The following is an 18170-nucleotide window of genomic DNA, read 5'->3' as shown; positions in this document are numbered from 1 at the left end:
CTACAAGCCCAGCGCCTGGTACGTCCGCTTCACGAATTTCGGTCGCGCCGAACGGAGTTTGGCCTGCGAGGCGTTGCCGGCGACCGCGGCGGCGGCATCCACACTGAGTTCCGGCTGATTCTGGATCAGGTAGATCAGGATCAGGTTCGCGCTCGGGTCGGCCTGCCACCAGGTGCCGAACGCGCCCGGCCAGCTGAACGTGCCCGGGCCGCCCGGACCGAAGAACGGCGTGGCCTTGGCCTCGTCGGTGACCAGAGACAGGTTCAACCCGAAGCCGCGGCCGATCCAGAACGGCGCGCCCAGGAACTGTTGGTGCTTCTGCTCGGCGGTGAGCCGGTCCGTGCGCATCGACGCCACCGATTCCTCCGACAGCACCCGAACCCCGTCGACCTCGCCGCCGGCCAGCAGCATCCGCGCGAACGTCAGATAGTCGTCGACGGTCGACCACAGTCCGCCGCCGCCGGCGCAGAACGTCGGCGGCATCACCTGGGGCGGCCCCATTTTTCCGGGCTGGAGCGTCAGCGTGTCCCCGTTGGGGGCCAGCTGGTACATCGTCGCGGCTCGCCGCCGGCCCGAGTGTGTCACCGCGAAACCGGTGTCCACCATGTTGAGCGGCTTGAAGATGCGCTCCGTCAACACATCTGGCAGCGGCTTGCCCTCGAGGCGGGACAGGATGAAGCCCAGCACGTCGGTCGATTGGCTGTAGGTCAGCGCGTCACCGGGCTGATGGGCCAGCGGCAGTTGGCCGAGCTCGGCCAGCCAGCGGTCCGGATCCTGCAGCGACTGCAACTTGTTGTAGGCCTTGCCCAGTGGCGGCGGCACCGTGAACCCGTAGGCCAGGCCGCCGCGGTGGGTCATCAGATCCTCGATGGTGATGGGCCGTCGCGCAGGCACAGAGCGGTCCAGCGGCCCGTCGAGGCTCGTCATCACGCGCGGGTTGGCCAGCTCGGGCACCCAGTTCGCGATGGGATCGGTCAGCGCCAGCCGGCCTTCGTCGACCAGCGTCATCGCGGCGGCGACGGTGACGGGCTTGGACATCGACGCGATACGGAAGACGGTGTCGCGCTCCATCGGCAGCTTGGCGTCCACGTCACGGTGACCGAGGGTGTTGACCTGCCGGACCGCGCCGTCCTGCCACACCAGCGTGACCGCCCCGGCCAGCAGGCCGGTGTCGATCGCCGCGCTGACCGATTCGGTGTTCGCGTCGAGATTCACCCCGGTCACGTTAGCCGGTGACAGCGGGGCGCTCGCGGCGCCATCCGAGCCATCGGGAAGTAAATCGATCAGCAGCAGACTGGCGGTAGGCAATACTGCCTGACGTGGCTGCAGACCCGTCGACCCCGCACACTCCGATGAACAAGGTGGCGTTCGCCAGTTTCATCGGCACCGCGATCGAGTTCTACGACTTCTACATCTACGGGACCGCCGCGGCGCTGATCTTCCCGCAGGTGTTCTTCCCGAACCTGCCGCCCGCCATGGCGACCATCTCGTCGCTGGCCACCTTCGCGGTCGCGTTCCTGGCCCGCCCGATCGGCGCGGCAGTCTTCGGGCATTTCGGAGATCGCCTGGGCCGCAAGAAGACTCTCGTCGCGACACTGCTCATCATGGGCCTGTCCACCGTCGGTGTCGGCCTGGTGCCCAGCTCGGCGTCGATCGGCATCGCCGCGCCGATCATCCTGCTGACGCTGCGCGTGTTCCAGGGCTTCGCGGTGGGCGGGGAATGGGCCGGTTCGGCACTGCTGTCCGCCGAATACGCCCCGGCCGGAAAACGCGGCATGTACGGGATGTTCACCCAACTGGGCGCGGGCGCCGGCCTGGCGGTCAGCAACCTGGTGGTGCTGATCGCCAATGTGACGATCGGGGAGAAGAGCCCGGTGTTCCTGGACTGGGGCTGGCGGCTGCCGTTCCTGTTCAGCGCGGTGCTGCTGGCCGTGGCGCTGTACGTCCGGTTGAGCATCGACGAGACCCCGGTGTTCGTGGCGGAGCAGAAGCGGGGCACGGTGCCCCGCGCGCCGCTGTCGGAACTGATGCGCCGGCAGAGCAAGCAGGTGTTGCTCGGTGCCGGCTGCATGGTCGGCATCTTCACCATGAGCTTCCTCGGCGGTACCTACCTGATGAGCTACGCCAGCACCCGCATCCACCATCCGCGGACCCTGATCCTCGCCGTCGGTGTGCTCGCGGGCGTATCGCTCATGGTGTTCTCGGCGATCTCGGCCGTGCTGTGCGACCGGTACGGCCGGCGCCGCATCATCCTGGTCGGCTTCGGGCTGGCGCTGCCGTGGGCATTCCTCGTCATGCCGCTGATCGACTCCGGGTCCCCGGTGGCCTTCGCGGTGGCGATCGCCGGCATCTTCTGCATCTTCGGGCTCGCCTACGGACCGATCGGGGCGTTCCTGCCTGAGACGTTCGCCACCCGCTACCGCTACACCGGTGCCGGCATGGCCTTCAACCTCGCCGGGATCGTCGGCGGTGCGTTGCCGCCGCTGGTCGCCGGGCCGCTGGTGGCCGCGCTCGGGAGCTGGGCCGTTGGCCTGATGATCGCCGTCTTCGTGCTGGTCAGCATCGTCTGCACGCTGGTGCTGCCGGAAACCCGGGGGGCGGTGCTCGACGAAGCGCAGGACACCATGCCTGACGGCAACGCGGTGGCGGCCTGCTAAGCTACGCGGCTAGTTAGACGTCCTTTAACGATCCGTCCAGAGAGGCGGAGAAGGAGGTCAGGTACTCGTGGCTGCTCACGAAACTGGCGTGTCCGGTGACCCCACCGACCGGGAATTGCTGTCCGCCGCCGACGTCGGCCGGACCATCTCGCGCATCGCGCACCAGATCATCGAAAAGACCGCGCTCGACGCGCCCGACGCACCGCGCGTCGTGCTCCTCGGCATCCCGACCCGCGGCGTCACCCTGGCCGCCCGGATCGCCGAGAAGGTGAAGGAATTCTCCGGTACCGAATTGCCCACCGGAGCGCTCGACATCACGCTGTACCGCGACGACCTCAACTTCAAGCCGCCGCGGGCGCTGGCCTCGACCTCGATTCCGGAGGGCGGCATCGACGACGCGACGGTGATCCTCGTCGACGACGTCCTCTACTCCGGCCGCTCCGTCCGCTCGGCCCTGGACGCGCTGCGCGACATCGGCCGCCCCCGCATGGTGCAGTTGGCCGTCCTCGTCGACCGCGGCCACCGCGAACTGCCCATCCGGGCCGACTACGTCGGCAAGAACGTCCCGACGTCGCGCAGCGAGAACGTCAAGGTGCGCCTGTCTGAAACCGACGGCGGAGACGACCACGTCTCCATTGCCCCTTACGGAGGACCCACCAGGTGAAGCATCTGCTGTCCGCCTCGGACCTGAGTCGCGAACAGGCCACGGCCATCCTCGACGACGCCGACAGGTTCCGCGAAGCGCTGCTGGGCCGCGACGTCAAGAAGCTGCCGACGTTGCGCGGCCGCACCGTGATCACCATGTTCTACGAGAACTCCACCCGCACCCGGGTGTCGTTCGAGGTCGCCGGTAAGTGGATGAGCGCCGACGTCATCAACGTCAGCGCCTCCGGATCCTCGGTGGCCAAGGGGGAGTCGCTGCGGGACACCGCGCTGACCCTGCGCGCCGCCGGAGCCGACGCGCTGATCATCCGGCACCCGGCTTCCGGTGCGGCACAACAACTTGCGGCCTGGACGCTTGACGAGCACGGTGGTCCGTCTGTGATCAATGCCGGCGACGGCACCCACGAACACCCGACGCAGGCCCTGCTGGATGCGCTGACCATCCGCCAGCGCCTCGGCGGTATCGAGGGCCGGCGGGTGGTGATCGTCGGCGACATCCTGCACAGCCGGGTGGCGCGCTCGAATGTCTCGCTGCTGTCGACACTCGGCGCCGAGGTGGTGCTGGTGGCGCCGCCGACGCTGCTGCCGGTCGGCGTCGGGGACTGGCCGGTGACCGTCTCGAATGACCTGGACGCCGAACTGCCGGCCGCCGATGCGGTGCTGATGCTGCGCGTGCAGGCCGAGCGGATGAACGGCGCGTTCTTCCCGTCGGCGCGCGAGTACTCGGTGCGCTTCGGCCTGTCGGAGAAGCGCCTGGCCGGCTTGAGCGAGGACACGGTGGTGCTGCACCCCGGTCCGATGCTGCGCGGCATGGAGATCGCGTCGTCGGTCGCGGATTCGTCGCAATCAGCTGTACTGCAACAGGTTTCGAATGGGGTGCATGTGCGCATGGCAGTGCTGTTCCAGCTTCTCGTGGGCGCCGGCCGGGAGGTGATCGCATGAGTGTCTTGATTCGTGGCGTTCGCCTCTACGGCGAGGGCGATCCGGTCGACGTGCTGATCGCCGATGGGCAGATCGCCGAAATCGGGACCGGCCTGACCGGTGACGAGGTCATCGAGGCCGCGGGCCAGGTCATGCTGCCCGGCTTCGTGGACCTGCACACCCACCTGCGCGAGCCCGGCCGCGAATACGCCGAGGACATCGAAACCGGTTCGGCGGCAGCCGCTCTCGGTGGCTACACCGCGGTGTTCGCCATGGCCAACACCGATCCGGTCGCCGACACCGTCGTCGTCACCGACCACGTCTGGCACCGCGGGCAGCAGGTCGGCCTGGTCGACGTGCACCCGGTCGGCGCGGTCACCGTCGGACTCGACGGCAAGCAGCTCACCGAGATGGGCCTGATGGCCGCCGGCGCCGGGCAGGTCCGGATGTTCTCCGACGACGGCATCTGCGTCGACGACCCGCTGGTGATGCGCCGGGCCCTGGAATACGCAGCGGGACTCGGGGTCCTGATCGCCCAGCACGCCGAGGAACCGCGCCTGACCGTCGACGCCGTCGCGCACGAAGGCCCGAACGCCGCCCGGCTGGGATTGGCCGGCTGGCCGCGCTCGGCCGAAGAGTCCATCGTGGCCCGCGACGCGATCCTGGCCCGCGACGCCGGTGCCCGGGTGCACATCTGCCACGCCTCCACCGCGGGCACCGTCGAGCTGATCAAGTGGGCCAAGGCCCAGGGCATTTCGATCACCGCCGAGGTCACCCCGCACCACCTGTTGCTGGACGACTCGCGCTTGACTGATTACGACGGCCGCAACCGGGTCAACCCGCCGCTGCGCGAGGCCAGCGACGCCGAGGCGCTGCGCCAAGCCCTGGCCGACGGGGTGATCGACTGCGTCGCAACCGATCACGCCCCGCACGCCGAACACGAGAAGATGTGCGAGTTCGCCCACGCCCGGCCCGGCATGCTCGGCCTGCAGACCGCACTGTCGGTCGTCGTCGAAACCATGGTGGCGCCCGGCCTGCTCAGCTGGCGCGACGTCGCCCGCGTGATGAGCGAGGCCCCGGCCGCCATCGTCGGCCTGCCCGACCAGGGCCGCCCGCTGGCGGTCGGCGAACCCGCCAACCTGACCGTGGTGAATCCCGACGCCACCTGGACGGTGCAGGGCACCGGCCTGGCCAGCCGTTCGGACAACACGCCGTACGAGTCGATGACGCTGCCCGCCACCGTCACCCTGACGATGCTGCGCGGCAAGGTGACTGCGCAGGACGGGCGGTCGCCGGCGTGAATACCGGCACTTTGATCACCTACCTGGTGCTGGCCGCCGTCTTGCTGGTGCTGCTCGGGTTCGCGATCCGGCAGATGCTCAAGGGCTGGATGCACCGGGTGCAGCGCCAGGCCGGCGCCGTCGGGCTGCTGCCCGCGCTGCCCGACACCGTGGGGCCGGCGACGGTCTCGGCCACCAAGGGCATGTACATCGGCAGCACCTTCACGCCGAGCTGGCAGGACCGAATTGCCGTGGGCTCCCTCGGCTTTCGTAGCAAGGCCGTACTGACGCGCTACCCCGAAGGCATCATGCTGCAGCTCACCGGCGGCAGCCCGATCTGGATTCCCGAGGAATCCATCACCGCGATCCGCACCGAGCGGGCCATCGCCGGCAAGGTGCTCACCTACGACGGGATTCTCGCCATCCGGTGGCAACTCCCGTCGGGCACCGAAATCGATACCGGATTCCGCAGCGACGACCGTCGCGAACTGGCCAAATGGGTTGAGGAGGACAGTAAGTGACGAGTGACCAGACCGCCGTGCTGGTGCTGGAGGACGGCCGGGTGTTCACCGGAACACCGTTCGGCGCCGTGGGCCAGACCCTGGGAGAGGCGGTGTTCTCCACCGGCATGTCCGGCTACCAGGAGACCCTGACCGACCCGAGCTACCACCGGCAGATCGTGGTGGCCACCGCCCCGCAGATCGGCAACACCGGCTGGAACGGCGAGGACAACGAGAGCCGCGACGACAAGATCTGGGTCGCGGGCTACGTGGTCCGGGACCCGTCGCCGCGCGCCTCGAACTGGCGGGCCACCGGCACCCTCGACGACGAACTCGTGCGTCAGGGCATCGTCGGCGTCGCCGGCGTCGACACCCGCGCCATCGTGCGCCACCTGCGCAACTTCGGGTCGATGAAGGCCGGCGTGTTCTCCGGAGCCGCTTTGGCGGCGACATCAGGCGCGGGTCCGGCGTCCGTCGATGAGCTGGTGGACCGCGTGCGCAACCAGCCGTCGATGCTCGGCGCGGACCTGGCCGGCGAGGTCAGCACCGATGGCGGATATGTGGTGGAACCCAATGGGGCGCACCGCTTTTCCATCGCGGCCATCGACCTCGGCATCAAGACCAACACCCCGCGCAACTTCGCGGCCCGCGGCATCCGCAGCCACGTGCTGCCGTCGTCGGTGACGTTCGACGAGATCGCCGACCTCAAGGTCGACGGGGTGTTCCTGTCCAACGGCCCGGGTGACCCGGCGACCGCCGACCACATGGTCGAGTTCACCAAGCAGGTGCTGTCGGCCGGAATTCCGTTGTTCGGCATCTGCTTCGGCAACCAGATTCTGGGCCGCGCCTTCGGCCGGTCCACCTACAAGATGACCTTCGGCCACCGCGGCATCAACATCCCGGTGGTGGAAAAGGCCACCGGCCGTATCGCGATCACCGCGCAGAACCACGGCTTCGCGCTGGAAGGTGAAGCCGGGGAAGAGTTCGACACCCCGTTCGGTCGCGCGGTGGTCAGCCACACCTGCGCCAACGACGGTGTGGTGGAGGGTGTTTCGCTACTCGACGGTCGCGCCTTCTCGGTGCAGTACCACCCGGAGGCGGCGGCCGGCCCACACGACGCCGAGTACCTGTTCGACAAGTTCGCCGATCTCATGGCAGGGGACAAGTAATGCCGCGCCGTACAGACCTCAACCACATCCTGGTCATCGGGTCCGGCCCGATCGTCATCGGCCAGGCCTGTGAGTTCGACTACTCGGGCACCCAGGCCTGCCGCGTGCTGCGCGCCGAGGGGCTGCAGGTCAGCCTGATCAACTCCAACCCGGCCACGATCATGACCGACCCGGAGTACGCCGACAACACGTACGTCGAGCCCATCACCGCGGCCTTCGTCGAGAAGATTTTTGCGCAACAGGCCGAGCGCGGCAACAAGATCGACGCGGTATTGGCCACCCTCGGCGGGCAGACGGCGCTCAACACCGCGGTCGCGCTGCACGAGAACGGTGTGCTGGAGAAGTACGGCGTCGAGATGATCGGCGCGGACTTCGACGCCATCCAGCGCGGCGAGGACCGGCAGAAGTTCAAGGACATCGTCGCCAAGGTGGGCGGCGAATCGGCCCGCAGCCGGGTCTGTTTCACCATGGACGAGGTCCGCGACACCGTCGCCGACCTGGGTCTGCCGGTGGTGGTTCGGCCGTCCTTCACCATGGGCGGTCTGGGCTCGGGGATGGCCTACACCAACGAGGACGTGGAGCGGATGGCCGGCGAGGGCCTGGCCGCATCGCCTTCTGCCAATGTGCTGATCGAGGAATCGATCTACGGCTGGAAGGAATACGAGCTCGAGCTGATGCGCGACCATCACGACAACGTGGTGATCGTCTGCTCGATCGAGAACTTCGATCCGATGGGTGTGCACACGGGTGACTCGGTGACCGTCGCGCCCGCCATGACCCTGACCGACCGCGAATACCAGAAGATGCGTGACCTGGGCATCGCGATCCTGCGCGAGGTCGGCGTCGACACCGGTGGCTGCAACATCCAGTTCGCCATCAACCCGGCCGACGGCCGCCTGATCGTCATCGAGATGAACCCGCGGGTGTCGCGGTCGAGTGCATTGGCTTCCAAGGCAACGGGTTTCCCGATCGCCAAGATCGCCGCCAAGCTGGCCATCGGCTACACCCTCGACGAGATCGTCAACGACATCACCAAGGAAACGCCGGCCTGTTTCGAGCCAACCCTCGACTACGTCGTGGTCAAGGCGCCGCGGTTCGCGTTCGAGAAGTTCCCCGGCGCTGACCAGACCCTGACCACCACCATGAAGTCGGTGGGCGAGGCGATGTCGTTGGGCCGCAACTTCATCGAGGCGCTCGGCAAGGTGATGCGGTCGCTGGAGACCAAGCGGGCCGGCTTCTGGACCGGTCTTGATGTCGACAAGACCCTCGACGAGCTGCTCGACGGACTGCGCACCGCGACCGACGGCCGGCTCTATGACATCGAACAGGCGCTGCGCCTTGGTGGTTCGGTCGAGGCCGTGGCCGAGGCATCCGGGGTGGACCCGTGGTTCATCGACCAGATCGCCACCCTGGTGGCGCTGCGCGGCGAACTCGTCGACGCCCCGGTGCTCAATGAGCGCCTGCTGCGTCGGGCCAAGCACAGCGGCCTGTCCGACCGCCAGATCGCCGCGCTGCGGCCGGAATTGGCGGGCGAGACCGGCGTGCGCGCGCTGCGCGAGCGGCTCGGCATCCGGCCGGTGTACAAGACCGTCGACACCTGTGCCGCTGAGTTCGACGCCAAGACGCCGTACCACTACAGCAGCTACGAGCTGGACCCCGCGGCCGAGACCGAGGTGGCCCCGCAGACCGAGAAGCCCAAGGTGCTGATCCTGGGCTCCGGCCCGAACCGCATCGGGCAGGGCATCGAGTTCGACTACAGCTGCGTGCACGCGGCAACCACGTTGAGCGACGCCGGATTCGAGACCGTCATGGTCAACTGCAACCCGGAGACCGTCTCGACAGACTACGACACCGCTGACCGGCTGTACTTCGAGCCGCTCACCTTCGAGGACGTGCTCGAGGTCTACCACGCCGAGCAGGCCTCGGGGGCCGGCGGCCCGGGCGTGGTCGGCGTGATCGTCCAGCTCGGTGGCCAGACGCCGCTTGGCCTGGCCGACCGGCTGGAGAAGGCCGGCGTGCCGATCGTCGGTACCAGCCCCAAGGCCATCGACCTGGCCGAGGATCGCGGCGAGTTCGGTGAGGTGCTGCGCTTGGCCGGGTTGCCCGCCCCGCGCTTCGGCACCGCAACGAGTTTCGAGCAGGCCCGCCGCATCGCCGCCGACATCGGTTACCCGGTCCTGGTGCGTCCGTCGTACGTGCTGGGCGGCCGCGGCATGGAGATCGTCTACGACGAGCAGACCCTGCAGGGCTACATCGAGCGCGCCACCGAGCTCTCACCCGAGCACCCGGTGCTGGTCGACCGGTTCCTCGAAGACGCCATCGAGATCGACGTCGACGCCCTGTGCGACGGCACCGAGGTGTACATCGGCGGCGTGATGGAGCACATCGAGGAGGCCGGTATCCACTCCGGCGACTCGGCCTGTGCGCTGCCGCCGGTCACGTTGGGCCGCACCGACATCGCCGCCGTGCGGAAGGCCACCGAAGCCATCGCCCACGGCATCGGCGTGGTCGGGCTGCTCAACGTGCAGTACGCGCTCAAGGACGACGTGCTCTACGTGCTGGAGGCCAACCCGCGTGCCAGCCGGACCGTGCCCTTCGTCTCGAAGGCCACCGCCGTGCCGCTCGCCAAGGCCTGTGCCCGGATCATGCTGGGCGCTACCATCGCCCAGCTGCGTGCCGAAGGCATCCTGGTCGCCGAGGGCGACGGTGCCACTGTCGCGTCCAACGCGCCGATCGCGGTGAAGGAAGCCGTGCTGCCGTTCCACCGGTTCCGCAAAGCCGATGGCTCGCAGGTCGATTCGCTGCTCGGGCCGGAGATGAAGTCGACGGGCGAGGTCATGGGTATCGACAGCGATTTCGGTACCGCCTTCGCCAAGAGCCAGACTGCGGCCTACGGCTCGCTGCCCTCGGGCGGCACGGTGTTCGTGTCGGTGGCCAACCGCGACAAGCGCTCGCTGGTGTTCCCGGTCAAGCGCCTGGCCGATCTCGGCTTCCGGGTGCTGGCCACCGAGGGCACCGCGGAGATGCTGCGCCGCAACGGCATTCCGTGTGAGGTTGTGCGTAAGAACTTCGAAGAACCCAGCCCGGACCGGCCGGCGATGTCGGCGGTCGACGCCATCAAGGCCGGCGAGGTCGACATGGTGATCAACACGCCGTACGGCAACTCGGGTCCGCGCATCGACGGCTACGAGATTCGGTCGGCCGCCGTGTCGGCCAGCATCCCGTGCGTGACGACGGTGCAGGGCGCCTCGGCCGCGGTGCAGGGCATCGAAGCCGGCATCCGCGGAGACATCGGGGTCCGGTCGCTGCAGGAGCTGCACAGCCAGTTGGGTGCCAAGTGAGCTTCGGCTCAAAACTGCGCGCTGCCATGGCACAGCGGGGTCCGCTGTGCCTTGGCATCGACCCGCACCCGGAGCTGCTGACGGCCTGGGGTCTGCCCGTTTCGGCGGACGGCGTGGCGGCGTTCAGCGACATCTGCGTCGAGGCGTTCGCGGGTTTCGCGATCGTCAAGCCGCAGGTCGCGTTTTTCGAGGCCTACGGTTCGGCCGGCTTTGCCGTCCTGGAGCGGACCATTGCCCGGCTGCAGGAGGCCGGCGTGCTGGTGCTGGCCGATGCCAAGCGCGGCGACATCGGCTCCACCATGGCCGCCTACGCCCAGGCCTGGGCCGGTGATTCGCCGCTGGCCGCCGATGCGGTGACGGCGTCGCCGTACCTCGGCTTCGGCTCGCTGCAGCCATTGCTGGACGTCGCGGCCGCCAATGGCCGTGGGGTGTTCGTGCTGGCTGCCACGTCCAATCCGGAGGGTGCTTCGGTGCAGCGCGCGGTGGCCGGTGACCGGACGGTGGCGCAATCGATCGTTGACTCCGTCGCCGCGGTGAACGCCGCCGCCGATGGTTCGGTGGGCGTCGTGGTCGGCGCGACGCTGGCGGAGGTGCCCGACCTGTCCCAGCTGGGTGGACCGGTGCTGATGCCGGGAGTCGGCGCGCAGGGTGGCCGTCCGGACGCGCTGGCCGGGCTCGGCGGCGCTCAGCCCGGCACGCTGCTGCCGGCGGTGTCGCGTGAGGTGCTCCGGGCCGGACCGGACGTCGCGGCCGTACGGGCCGCGGGGGAGCGGTTGCGCGATGCCGTCGCTTATCTGGCCTGAGGCCTACTCGGCCTGACGCCTGCGGCGCCGGCGAATCCAGAGCACCGCGACCAGCACCCCGCCGCCGAGCGCGGCCGCGATCAGTGCCAGACCCGTGACGCCGCCGCGGTCGCGGGTCCGGTAGATGACCTGCGCGTAGTCGGAATCCGTTGCGGCACGGGTGAATACGTAGTCGCTGTCGATGAGCTGGGGCTGGCCGAGATAGTTGGTCCAGCGGGTCAGGTAGTGGCCCCGGTAGCCGGCCAGGGCCGGTGAGTCCGTCCGGCCGGCGTACTGCAGGGTCGGGGCGTTCCCGGAGACGGGTACCGAGCTCGGATCCATCCGGTGGTCGGCCAGCACATACAGGTCGACACTCTGCGGCCCCGTCGCCGACCGGGACAGCCGCATCGGATAGACGGCGGTGTCGGACGCGAACGACAGCCGCAGCGGTTGCAAGGTTCCCGTCAGCGTGGTGTCACCGGCGTCCGGCGCGAGCTGGATCGCGACGATCTCCCAACGGGCCGCGACGTAGGACGCCAGGTTGGCGTCGAGTCCGTCGGGGTGGGGGAAGCCTTTGGCTGTCAGCCAGCTCGTTAGGGCGGCCGGGTCGTCGGCGGCCAGGCGCGTGACGTCGAACGGCCCGATCCGCCGGCTGGACAGCACGTTGACGCCGCCGGGACGCGCGCCCGCCCCTTCGAGTGCACCCCGCGAACCTCCGGTGAGCCAGTCGAAGGTGGGCCACCAGTTGTCCCGGTATTCGATCCGCGGCGCGGTGATGCGCGCCAGCTCGTCGAACACCGTCGCGTCGCCCAAGGTGACCTGGGCGGCCGACGGGACGGGCATCACCCAGGCGGCCCGATCCGAGGCGCCGCGAATCCCGAACGACATGAGGATGTCCTCGGTGCTGCCGTCCCACGCGATGAGCGCCCGTTCGTCGACGACGGCGGCCCCGGCGCGGTCGGGGATGTAGGCGCCACAGCCGCAGGCCCATGCCGGAGCTGCGATGTTCGCCGTCAGGGAGGCGAACATGAGCAGCGAGACGCACAGCAACCGGTACGCGACAGCCATCGGCATGAACGTACCGGCCGTGCGCCTCAGGTCACAGCGGAATCCAGATGGGGCCGAGCCAGAAGCCCCAGGCGTTGAAGCCCTGGTCGAACACCGGGTTCACCCACTGGCCGTTGTAGCTGAACGGCTGGTGGTCCCAGCGGCCGTCATCGATGCCGCGGCCATGCCAGTCACGGCCACGGTCGTCACGCCAGCCGTCCCGGTCGTTGTGCCAGTCGATGCCGCGCTGCCAGCCGCCACGGTCGCCACCCCAGCCGCCTCGGTCGCCGCCGCGGTCGTCGCGGTGGTCGTCATGCCCCCCGCACGGTGCGCCCGGGGGGCACCAGTCGGCGCTCGCGGTCGCCAGGCCGATGCCGAAGAGTCCGGCGGCGCCGATGCCGGCCGCCAGGGTGGACGCGGTCAATGCCTGTTTGATCTTCATGCAGCTGACGCTATGGCGGCCCGATGGGCGTGCACTTAGCTGAACTTAGGTGTGTGCTGTGTATGCGGTCACGTTGCGGGAACGCCGCGCTGAACGTTTCCTGTCGGTTTCCAGAGAGTCTGGGAAGATGTTGTGCGGGAACCGATTTGGTGCCATGAAATGTTGCCGGCTCGGCGCTGTCGACGGTATGCCGATGGCGCGGACAACATTTGCCTACAGATGCCAGACGGCCCACCACGATGACGTGGCGGGCCGTCTTGCCGCAGGTCCGGTTACCGGGCCTCGATCACAGCGGAATCCAGATCGGGCCGAGCCAGAAGCCCCAGGCGTTGTGCCCGTTGTCCCATACCGGGTTCACCCACTGGCCGTTGTAGTCGAACGGTTGGTGATCGAACCGGGCATCGTCGATGCCGCGGTGCTGCCAGTCGCGGCCCTGGTTGTCGTGCCAGCCGTCGTCACGGCCGACCGGGGCGGCCGGGCCACGGTTGTCGCCCGGGCCCCGGTTATCTCCCGGACCGCGGTTGTCACCCGGGCCGCGGTTGTTGTCGTGCTGGCCGCACGGCGCGTTCGGTGGGCACCCCGGGTCGGCATTGGCGCCGGCCAGGCCGACGCCGAACAATCCGGCGACACCGATACCGGCAGCCAGGGTGGATGCGGTCAACGCTCGCTTGAAGTTCATCGCGGCTCACCTTCCTCTTCCATGTGGTGGGCGGGTTGTCGCCACACTGGAACTCAAGTTAGGACCGCCTAATGTGTGTGCACTTTGGCGTCATTAGGTGTGTGCTGTGCGTGCCGCAACAGTTTGGCCACAAGGCGCTGATCGTTGCCTGTGGGAAGTGCGACCACATGGGAAAACGTTGGGCAGGAAACAGTTTCATCACGACCGTGCCACGGGTCCGGCGCCGAGCCGGCTCGGTTGCCGCGGGAATCATGACGCATCCGAGTTTGCGGAGTTTGCGTGGCAGCGCACATCGGCGCGATGTTGCCCGACTCCCGCGGTGCCGAACCGACCGTCGAACGGGCTGAAATGGGGCTATTTGGGCGGTCCAACCACCCAAATCGCGGCTCTGGGCCACCAGCGCGTCACCGGCGGTGCACCAACCCGATCGCACTCGGCACCGACACGCCCGACACGCCGTGACCTGCGAAAATTTTCCTGAATCGCCCCGGATGACGGCCCGAAAATCGGCCAGACCTGGTCCCGGTCGAGCGGCCGTCGTCCCACTGAGTGCTCAAAACCCTTGATACGCAGGCAGATCTGTGACTGCAGCGCTTGAGCGCAGCCCCTGTCGAGCTTGCACTTCGCAGCCATCTGGAGCCGCCGTTCGCACTACACGCTGGGCTTTTAGCTTCGTTACCCGGGGGGTGGGGTTAGCGCTTGTCGGTAAGCGTGGGTACGGTCGTCGTCGCTGGCTGGTTCATCCCAGCCGTGACAGAAATTATTTGACGGAGATACGGAGGAACCCCGTGGCCCTTCCCCAGTTGACCGACGAACAGCGCGCGGCAGCGTTGGAGAAGGCTGCTGCCGCACGTCGAGCACGTGCCGAGTTGAAAGACCGGCTCAAGCGCGGCGGCACCAACCTCAAGCAGGTCCTGACGGACGCCGAGACCGACGAGGTTCTCGGCAAGATGAAGGTTTCCGCTCTGCTGGAAGCCTTGCCCAAGGTTGGCAAGGTCAAGGCGCAGGAGATCATGACCGAGCTGGAGATCGCTCCGACCCGCCGTCTGCGCGGACTGGGCGACCGTCAGCGCAAGGCCCTGCTGGAAAAGTTCGACTTTTCCTGATCTGACGCAAGACTGACGAGCAGTAGGGGCCGGACGGCGATGAACCGTGTTGTTGTGCTGGCCGGCCCCTCTGCCGTGGGTAAATCCACGGTCGTGCGCTGCCTGCGTGAGCAGGTGCCCGACCTGCATTTCAGTGTCTCCGCCACGACGCGTGCACCGCGTCCGGGCGAGGTCGACGGTGTCGACTACACGTTTGTCTCGGCCGCAGAGTTCCAGCGCCTCATCGATGACGGTGAGCTGCTCGAATGGGCCGAAATTCATGGGGGACTGCAGCGCTCCGGTACCCCCGCCCGGCCGGTCCGGGAAGCCATCGCCGCTGGTCAACCCGTCCTCATCGAGGTCGATCTGGCCGGCGCTCGGGCCGTCAAACAAGCCATGCCGGAGGTGCTGACGGTCTTCCTCGCGCCGCCCAGTTGGGAAGCGCTGGAGAGCCGGCTCATCGGCCGCGGCACCGAGAGTGCCGAGGTGCAGGCCCGTCGCCTGGCTACCGCGCGGGCCGAACTGGCCGCTCAGGACAGTTTCGATGTGACTGTTGTCAACAGTCAGTTGGAATCCGCCTGTGCAGAATTGGTATCCTTGCTGGTGGGCCGCTGAGCAGTCTGCGCAACACCCGCACAGACACGCTGATAGCGACGCCATCTACACGCCGAAACCCGGGAGAACACTTCGTGAGCACCACTGTCGAGAGCATCGACTCCGACGCCGCCATCGCCTACGACACGCCGCTGGGTATCACCAACCCGCCCATCGACGAGCTGCTGGATCGCGTGTCGAGCAAGTACGCGCTGGTGATCTACGCCGCGAAGCGCGCGCGCCAGATCAACGACTACTACAACCAGCTCGGTGACGGCATCCTCGAGTACGTCGGCCCCCTGGTCGAGCCGGGTCTGCAGGAGAAGCCGCTGTCGATCGCCATGCGCGAGATCCACGGCGACCTGCTCGAGCACACCGAGGGCGAGTAAGGCCACCGAGTAGGGCCAGGAGGCGCCGACCATGGCCGACCGCAAGCGCATCGTCGTCGGAGTCGCCGGAGGTATCGCCGCCTACAAGGCGTGCACCCTGGTTCGTCAGCTGAGCGAGGCCGGCCATTCGGTCCGCGTGGTGCCGACCGAGTCGGCGCTGAAGTTCGTCGGCGCCGCCACCTTTGAAGCACTGTCCGGCAATCCCGTGCACACGGGAGTGTTCGAGGACGTCTCGGAGGTACCGCACGTCCGGTTCGGCCAACAGGCCGACCTGGTCGTGGTCGCGCCGGCCACCGCCGACCTGATGGCACGTGCGGTGGCGGGCCGCGGCGATGATCTGCTGACCGCCACCCTGCTCACCGCGCGCTGTCCGGTGCTGTTCGCCCCGGCGATGCACACCGAGATGTGGTTGCACCCCGCCACCGTCGAGAACGTCGCGACATTGCGGCGTCGCGGCGTCGTGGTGCTGGACCCCGCCTCCGGGCGCCTCACCGGCGCCGACAGCGGCCCCGGACGCCTGCCGGAGGCCGAAGAGATCACCACCTTCGCGCAGCTGCTCCTGGAGCGCGGTGACGCGTTGCCCCATGATCTGGCCGGGGTCAAGGTCGTCGTCACCGCGGGTGGCACCCGAGAGGCCATCGACCCGGTCCGGTTCATCGGCAACCGCAGCTCTGGCAAGCAGGGCTACGCCGTGGCTCGCGTCATGGCCCAGCGCGGCGCCGACGTCACGCTGATCGCCGGAAACACCGCAGGCCTGGCCGATCCGGCCGGCGTGGATGTCGTGCACATCAGTTCGGCCGCGCAGCTGCGGGACTCGGTGTTCAAATACGTGCCCGACGCGCAGGTGCTGGTGATGGCCGCCGCCGTCGCCGATTTCCGTCCTACCGAGGTAGCGACCAGCAAGATCAAAAAAAAGCACGGCCCCGGTGAAGCCGAGGCCGCGCCCGTCATCGAACTGACCCGGACCGACGACATCCTCGCCGGCGCGGTGCGGGCCCGCACCGACGGTCAGCTGCCGAACCTGCGCGCCATCGTCGGCTTCGCCGCCGAGACCGGCGACGCGAACGGCGACGTGCTGTTCCACGCCCGGGCCAAGCTGCAGCGCAAGGGCTGTGACCTGCTGGTTGTCAACGCGGTGGGGGACGGCAGGGCCTTCGAGGTCGACGTCAACGACGGTTGGCTGCTGGCGGCGGATGGGACCGAGTCAGCGCTGGAGCACGGGTCCAAGACCTTGATGGGCAGCCGCATCGCCGACGCGATCGCGGCGTTCCTGCGCGGCAACGACGAATGACCATCGCCTGAACCGTGCCGCAGCCGGGTTTGCTGCGCGGGGGTACACGACAGTTGTTAGGCGGGCGCGGATATTATGCGCCGGACTAAAGTTTTGGAAGGGAATTGCGACGTGAGTGAAGGTCGGCTGTTTACCAGCGAGTCAGTGACCGAAGGACATCCGGACAAGATCTGCGACGCCATCAGCGATTCCGTGCTGGACGCGCTGCTCGCGCAGGATCCCAAGTCGCGGGTCGCGGTAGAGACCCTGGTGACCACGGGTCAGGTGCACGTCGTCGGTGAGGTGACCACCAACGCCAAGGAAGCATTTGCCGACATCCCGCTGATCGTCCGTGACCGGATCCGCCAGATCGGCTACGACCACTCCGACAAGGGCTTCGACTACGCCACCTGCGGCGTGAACATCGGCATCGGTGCGCAGTCCCCGGACATCGCCGCGGGCGTCGACACCGCCCACGAGGCGCGCGTCGAGGGCGCCGGTGACCCGTTGGACGCCCAGGGCGCCGGCGACCAGGGCCTGATGTTCGGCTACGCCATCAACGACACCCCCGAGCTGATGCCGCTGCCGATCGCGCTGGCGCACCGGCTGTCGCGGCGCCTGTCCGAGGTCCGCAAGAGCAACACCGTCGACTACCTGCGTCCGGACGGCAAGACCCAGGTCACCATCGAGTACCGCGACAACGTCCCGGTCCGCCTCGACACCGTGGTGCTGTCGACCCAGCACGCCGAGGGCGTCGACCTGGACGGCACCCTGGCCCCGGACATCCGCCGCCACGTCGTCGAGACCGTGCTGGCCGACCTGGCGCACGAGACCATGGACACCTCCGACTTCCGGCTGCTCGTCAACCCGACCGGCAACTTCGTGGTCGGTGGCCCGATGGGTGACGCCGGCCTGACCGGCCGCAAGATCATCGTCGACACCTACGGCGGCTGGGCCCGCCACGGCGGCGGCGCCTTCTCCGGCAAGGACCCGTCAAAGGTGGACCGCAGCGCCGCGTACGCGATGCGCTGGGTGGCCAAGAACGTCGTCGCTGCAGGCCTGGCCGACCGCGTCGAGGTCCAGGTGGCCTACGCCATCGGCAAGGCCGCCCCGGTGGGCCTGTTCGTCGAGACCTTCGGCACCGAGCACTTCGACCCGGCCCGCATCGAGAAGGCCATCACCTCGGTCTTCGACCTGCGTCCCGGCGCCATCATCCGCGACCTGGACCTGCTGCGCCCGATCTACGCGCCGACCGCCGCGTACGGCCACTTCGGCCGTACCGACATCGAACTGCCGTGGGAGCAGCTCGACAAGGTCGACGACCTGAAGGCCTCCGTCTGAGCCTTTCTGC

General features: G+C 68.3%; 17 protein-coding genes. 13 read left to right on the top strand and 4 right to left on the bottom strand.

Features of this window, described 5'->3' with window-relative positions; all coding sequences use genetic code 11:
- Positions 1 to 1215: a serine hydrolase domain-containing protein gene (locus A7G45_RS17935; protein ID WP_260939092.1), complete on the bottom strand. Its 1215-nt coding sequence runs from the start codon at positions 1213 to 1215 to the stop codon at positions 1 to 3.
- 137 nt (positions 1216 to 1352) lie between these two features.
- Between A7G45_RS17935 and A7G45_RS17930 the strand changes: the two genes are divergently transcribed.
- The 8 genes from A7G45_RS17930 (at position 1353) to pyrF (ending at position 11334) form a co-directional block, all read left to right on the top strand.
- The gene (locus tag A7G45_RS17930) at positions 1353 to 2657 is read left to right on the top strand and encodes an MFS transporter (protein WP_260939786.1); all 1305 of its coding nucleotides are present in this window, start codon (positions 1353 to 1355) and stop codon (positions 2655 to 2657) included.
- 67 nt (positions 2658 to 2724) lie between these two features.
- Positions 2725 to 3321 carry a bifunctional pyr operon transcriptional regulator/uracil phosphoribosyltransferase PyrR gene (pyrR, locus tag A7G45_RS17925; protein WP_276525135.1) on the top strand — a complete coding sequence of 199 codons (597 nt, stop codon included), beginning with the start codon at positions 2725 to 2727 and terminating at the stop codon, positions 3319 to 3321.
- Entirely contained in the window at positions 3318 to 4262 is a 945-nt protein-coding gene (locus tag A7G45_RS17920) for an aspartate carbamoyltransferase catalytic subunit (protein WP_260939091.1), read from the top strand. Before pyrR ends, A7G45_RS17920 begins: the two co-directional genes overlap by 4 nt.
- Entirely contained in the window at positions 4259 to 5542 is a 1284-nt protein-coding gene (locus tag A7G45_RS17915) for a dihydroorotase (RefSeq protein ID WP_260939089.1), read from the top strand. The genes A7G45_RS17920 and A7G45_RS17915 overlap by 4 nt, the downstream gene beginning before the upstream one ends.
- Positions 5539 to 6042, top strand: coding sequence for a PH-like domain-containing protein (locus tag A7G45_RS17910; protein WP_260939087.1), 504 nt, complete (start codon positions 5539 to 5541; stop codon positions 6040 to 6042). Before A7G45_RS17915 ends, A7G45_RS17910 begins: the two co-directional genes overlap by 4 nt.
- Positions 6039 to 7190, top strand: coding sequence for a glutamine-hydrolyzing carbamoyl-phosphate synthase small subunit (gene carA / locus A7G45_RS17905; RefSeq protein WP_260939084.1), 1152 nt, complete (start codon positions 6039 to 6041; stop codon positions 7188 to 7190). Before A7G45_RS17910 ends, carA begins: the two co-directional genes overlap by 4 nt.
- Complete coding sequence (gene carB, locus A7G45_RS17900) at positions 7190 to 10531, top strand: carbamoyl-phosphate synthase large subunit (protein ID WP_260939082.1); 3342 nt, start codon at positions 7190 to 7192, stop codon at positions 10529 to 10531. The genes carA and carB overlap by 1 nt, the downstream gene beginning before the upstream one ends.
- Complete coding sequence (gene pyrF / locus A7G45_RS17895; RefSeq protein ID WP_260939080.1) at positions 10528 to 11334, top strand: orotidine-5'-phosphate decarboxylase; 807 nt, start codon at positions 10528 to 10530, stop codon at positions 11332 to 11334. Before carB ends, pyrF begins: the two co-directional genes overlap by 4 nt.
- 3 nt (positions 11335 to 11337) lie before the next feature.
- Here the strand turns inward: pyrF and A7G45_RS17890 are convergent, their stop codons facing one another.
- The 3 genes from A7G45_RS17890 to A7G45_RS17880 form a co-directional block, all read right to left on the bottom strand.
- Positions 11338 to 12381 carry a DUF2330 domain-containing protein gene (locus A7G45_RS17890; RefSeq protein WP_260939078.1) on the bottom strand — a complete coding sequence of 348 codons (1044 nt, stop codon included), beginning with the start codon at positions 12379 to 12381 and terminating at the stop codon, positions 11338 to 11340.
- Positions 12382 to 12412: 31 nt separating this feature from the next.
- Positions 12413 to 12802: a hypothetical protein gene (locus tag A7G45_RS17885; protein ID WP_260939077.1), complete on the bottom strand. Its 390-nt coding sequence runs from the start codon at positions 12800 to 12802 to the stop codon at positions 12413 to 12415.
- 286 nt (positions 12803 to 13088) lie between these two features.
- Positions 13089 to 13481, bottom strand: coding sequence for a hypothetical protein (locus tag A7G45_RS17880; protein ID WP_260939075.1), 393 nt, complete (start codon positions 13479 to 13481; stop codon positions 13089 to 13091).
- A 788-nt stretch (positions 13482 to 14269) separates the two neighbouring features.
- Here A7G45_RS17880 and mihF point away from each other — a divergent pair.
- From mihF to metK, 5 genes are all read left to right on the top strand, one after another.
- Complete coding sequence (mihF, locus tag A7G45_RS17875) at positions 14270 to 14587, top strand: integration host factor, actinobacterial type (protein ID WP_011894593.1); 318 nt, start codon at positions 14270 to 14272, stop codon at positions 14585 to 14587.
- A 39-nt stretch (positions 14588 to 14626) separates the two neighbouring features.
- Positions 14627 to 15181 (top strand): guanylate kinase, encoded by a 555-nt coding sequence (gmk, locus tag A7G45_RS17870; RefSeq protein WP_260939050.1) that lies wholly within the window; start codon positions 14627 to 14629, stop codon positions 15179 to 15181.
- A 74-nt stretch (positions 15182 to 15255) separates the two neighbouring features.
- Positions 15256 to 15549 (top strand): DNA-directed RNA polymerase subunit omega, encoded by a 294-nt coding sequence (rpoZ, locus tag A7G45_RS17865; protein WP_020101623.1) that lies wholly within the window; start codon positions 15256 to 15258, stop codon positions 15547 to 15549.
- A 31-nt stretch (positions 15550 to 15580) separates the two neighbouring features.
- The gene (coaBC, locus tag A7G45_RS17860; protein ID WP_260939038.1) at positions 15581 to 16840 is read left to right on the top strand and encodes a bifunctional phosphopantothenoylcysteine decarboxylase/phosphopantothenate--cysteine ligase CoaBC; all 1260 of its coding nucleotides are present in this window, start codon (positions 15581 to 15583) and stop codon (positions 16838 to 16840) included.
- A 111-nt stretch (positions 16841 to 16951) separates the two neighbouring features.
- Complete coding sequence (gene metK, locus A7G45_RS17855; protein WP_043392665.1) at positions 16952 to 18160, top strand: methionine adenosyltransferase; 1209 nt, start codon at positions 16952 to 16954, stop codon at positions 18158 to 18160.
- The last annotated feature ends 10 nt before the right edge of the window (positions 18161 to 18170 follow it).

It is taken from the genome of Mycolicibacterium llatzerense, from assembly GCF_025331195.1.
Taxonomy (GTDB): domain Bacteria; phylum Actinomycetota; class Actinomycetes; order Mycobacteriales; family Mycobacteriaceae; genus Mycobacterium; species Mycobacterium llatzerense.
Note: the sequence above shows the minus strand (reverse complement) of the source record. Positions and strands in the feature narration are given on the sequence as shown.

Excerpts from the sequence above, each read along its gene's own strand:
- A7G45_RS17915 (WP_260939089.1), top strand. The coding sequence starts at position 4,259 with ATGAGTGTCTTGATTCGTGGCGTTCGCCTCTACGGCGAGGGCGATCCG.
- gmk (WP_260939050.1), top strand. The coding sequence starts at position 14,627 with ATGAACCGTGTTGTTGTGCTGGCCGGCCCCTCTGCCGTGGGTAAATCC.
- A7G45_RS17885 (WP_260939077.1), bottom strand. The coding sequence starts at position 12,802 with ATGAAGATCAAACAGGCATTGACCGCGTCCACCCTGGCGGCCGGCATC.
- A7G45_RS17930 (WP_260939786.1), top strand. The coding sequence starts at position 1,353 with ATGAACAAGGTGGCGTTCGCCAGTTTCATCGGCACCGCGATCGAGTTC.
- A7G45_RS17880 (WP_260939075.1), bottom strand. The coding sequence starts at position 13,481 with ATGAACTTCAAGCGAGCGTTGACCGCATCCACCCTGGCTGCCGGTATC.
- A7G45_RS17890 (WP_260939078.1), bottom strand. The coding sequence starts at position 12,381 with ATGGCTGTCGCGTACCGGTTGCTGTGCGTCTCGCTGCTCATGTTCGCC.
- coaBC (WP_260939038.1), top strand. The coding sequence starts at position 15,581 with ATGGCCGACCGCAAGCGCATCGTCGTCGGAGTCGCCGGAGGTATCGCC.
- carB (WP_260939082.1), top strand. The coding sequence starts at position 7,190 with ATGCCGCGCCGTACAGACCTCAACCACATCCTGGTCATCGGGTCCGGC.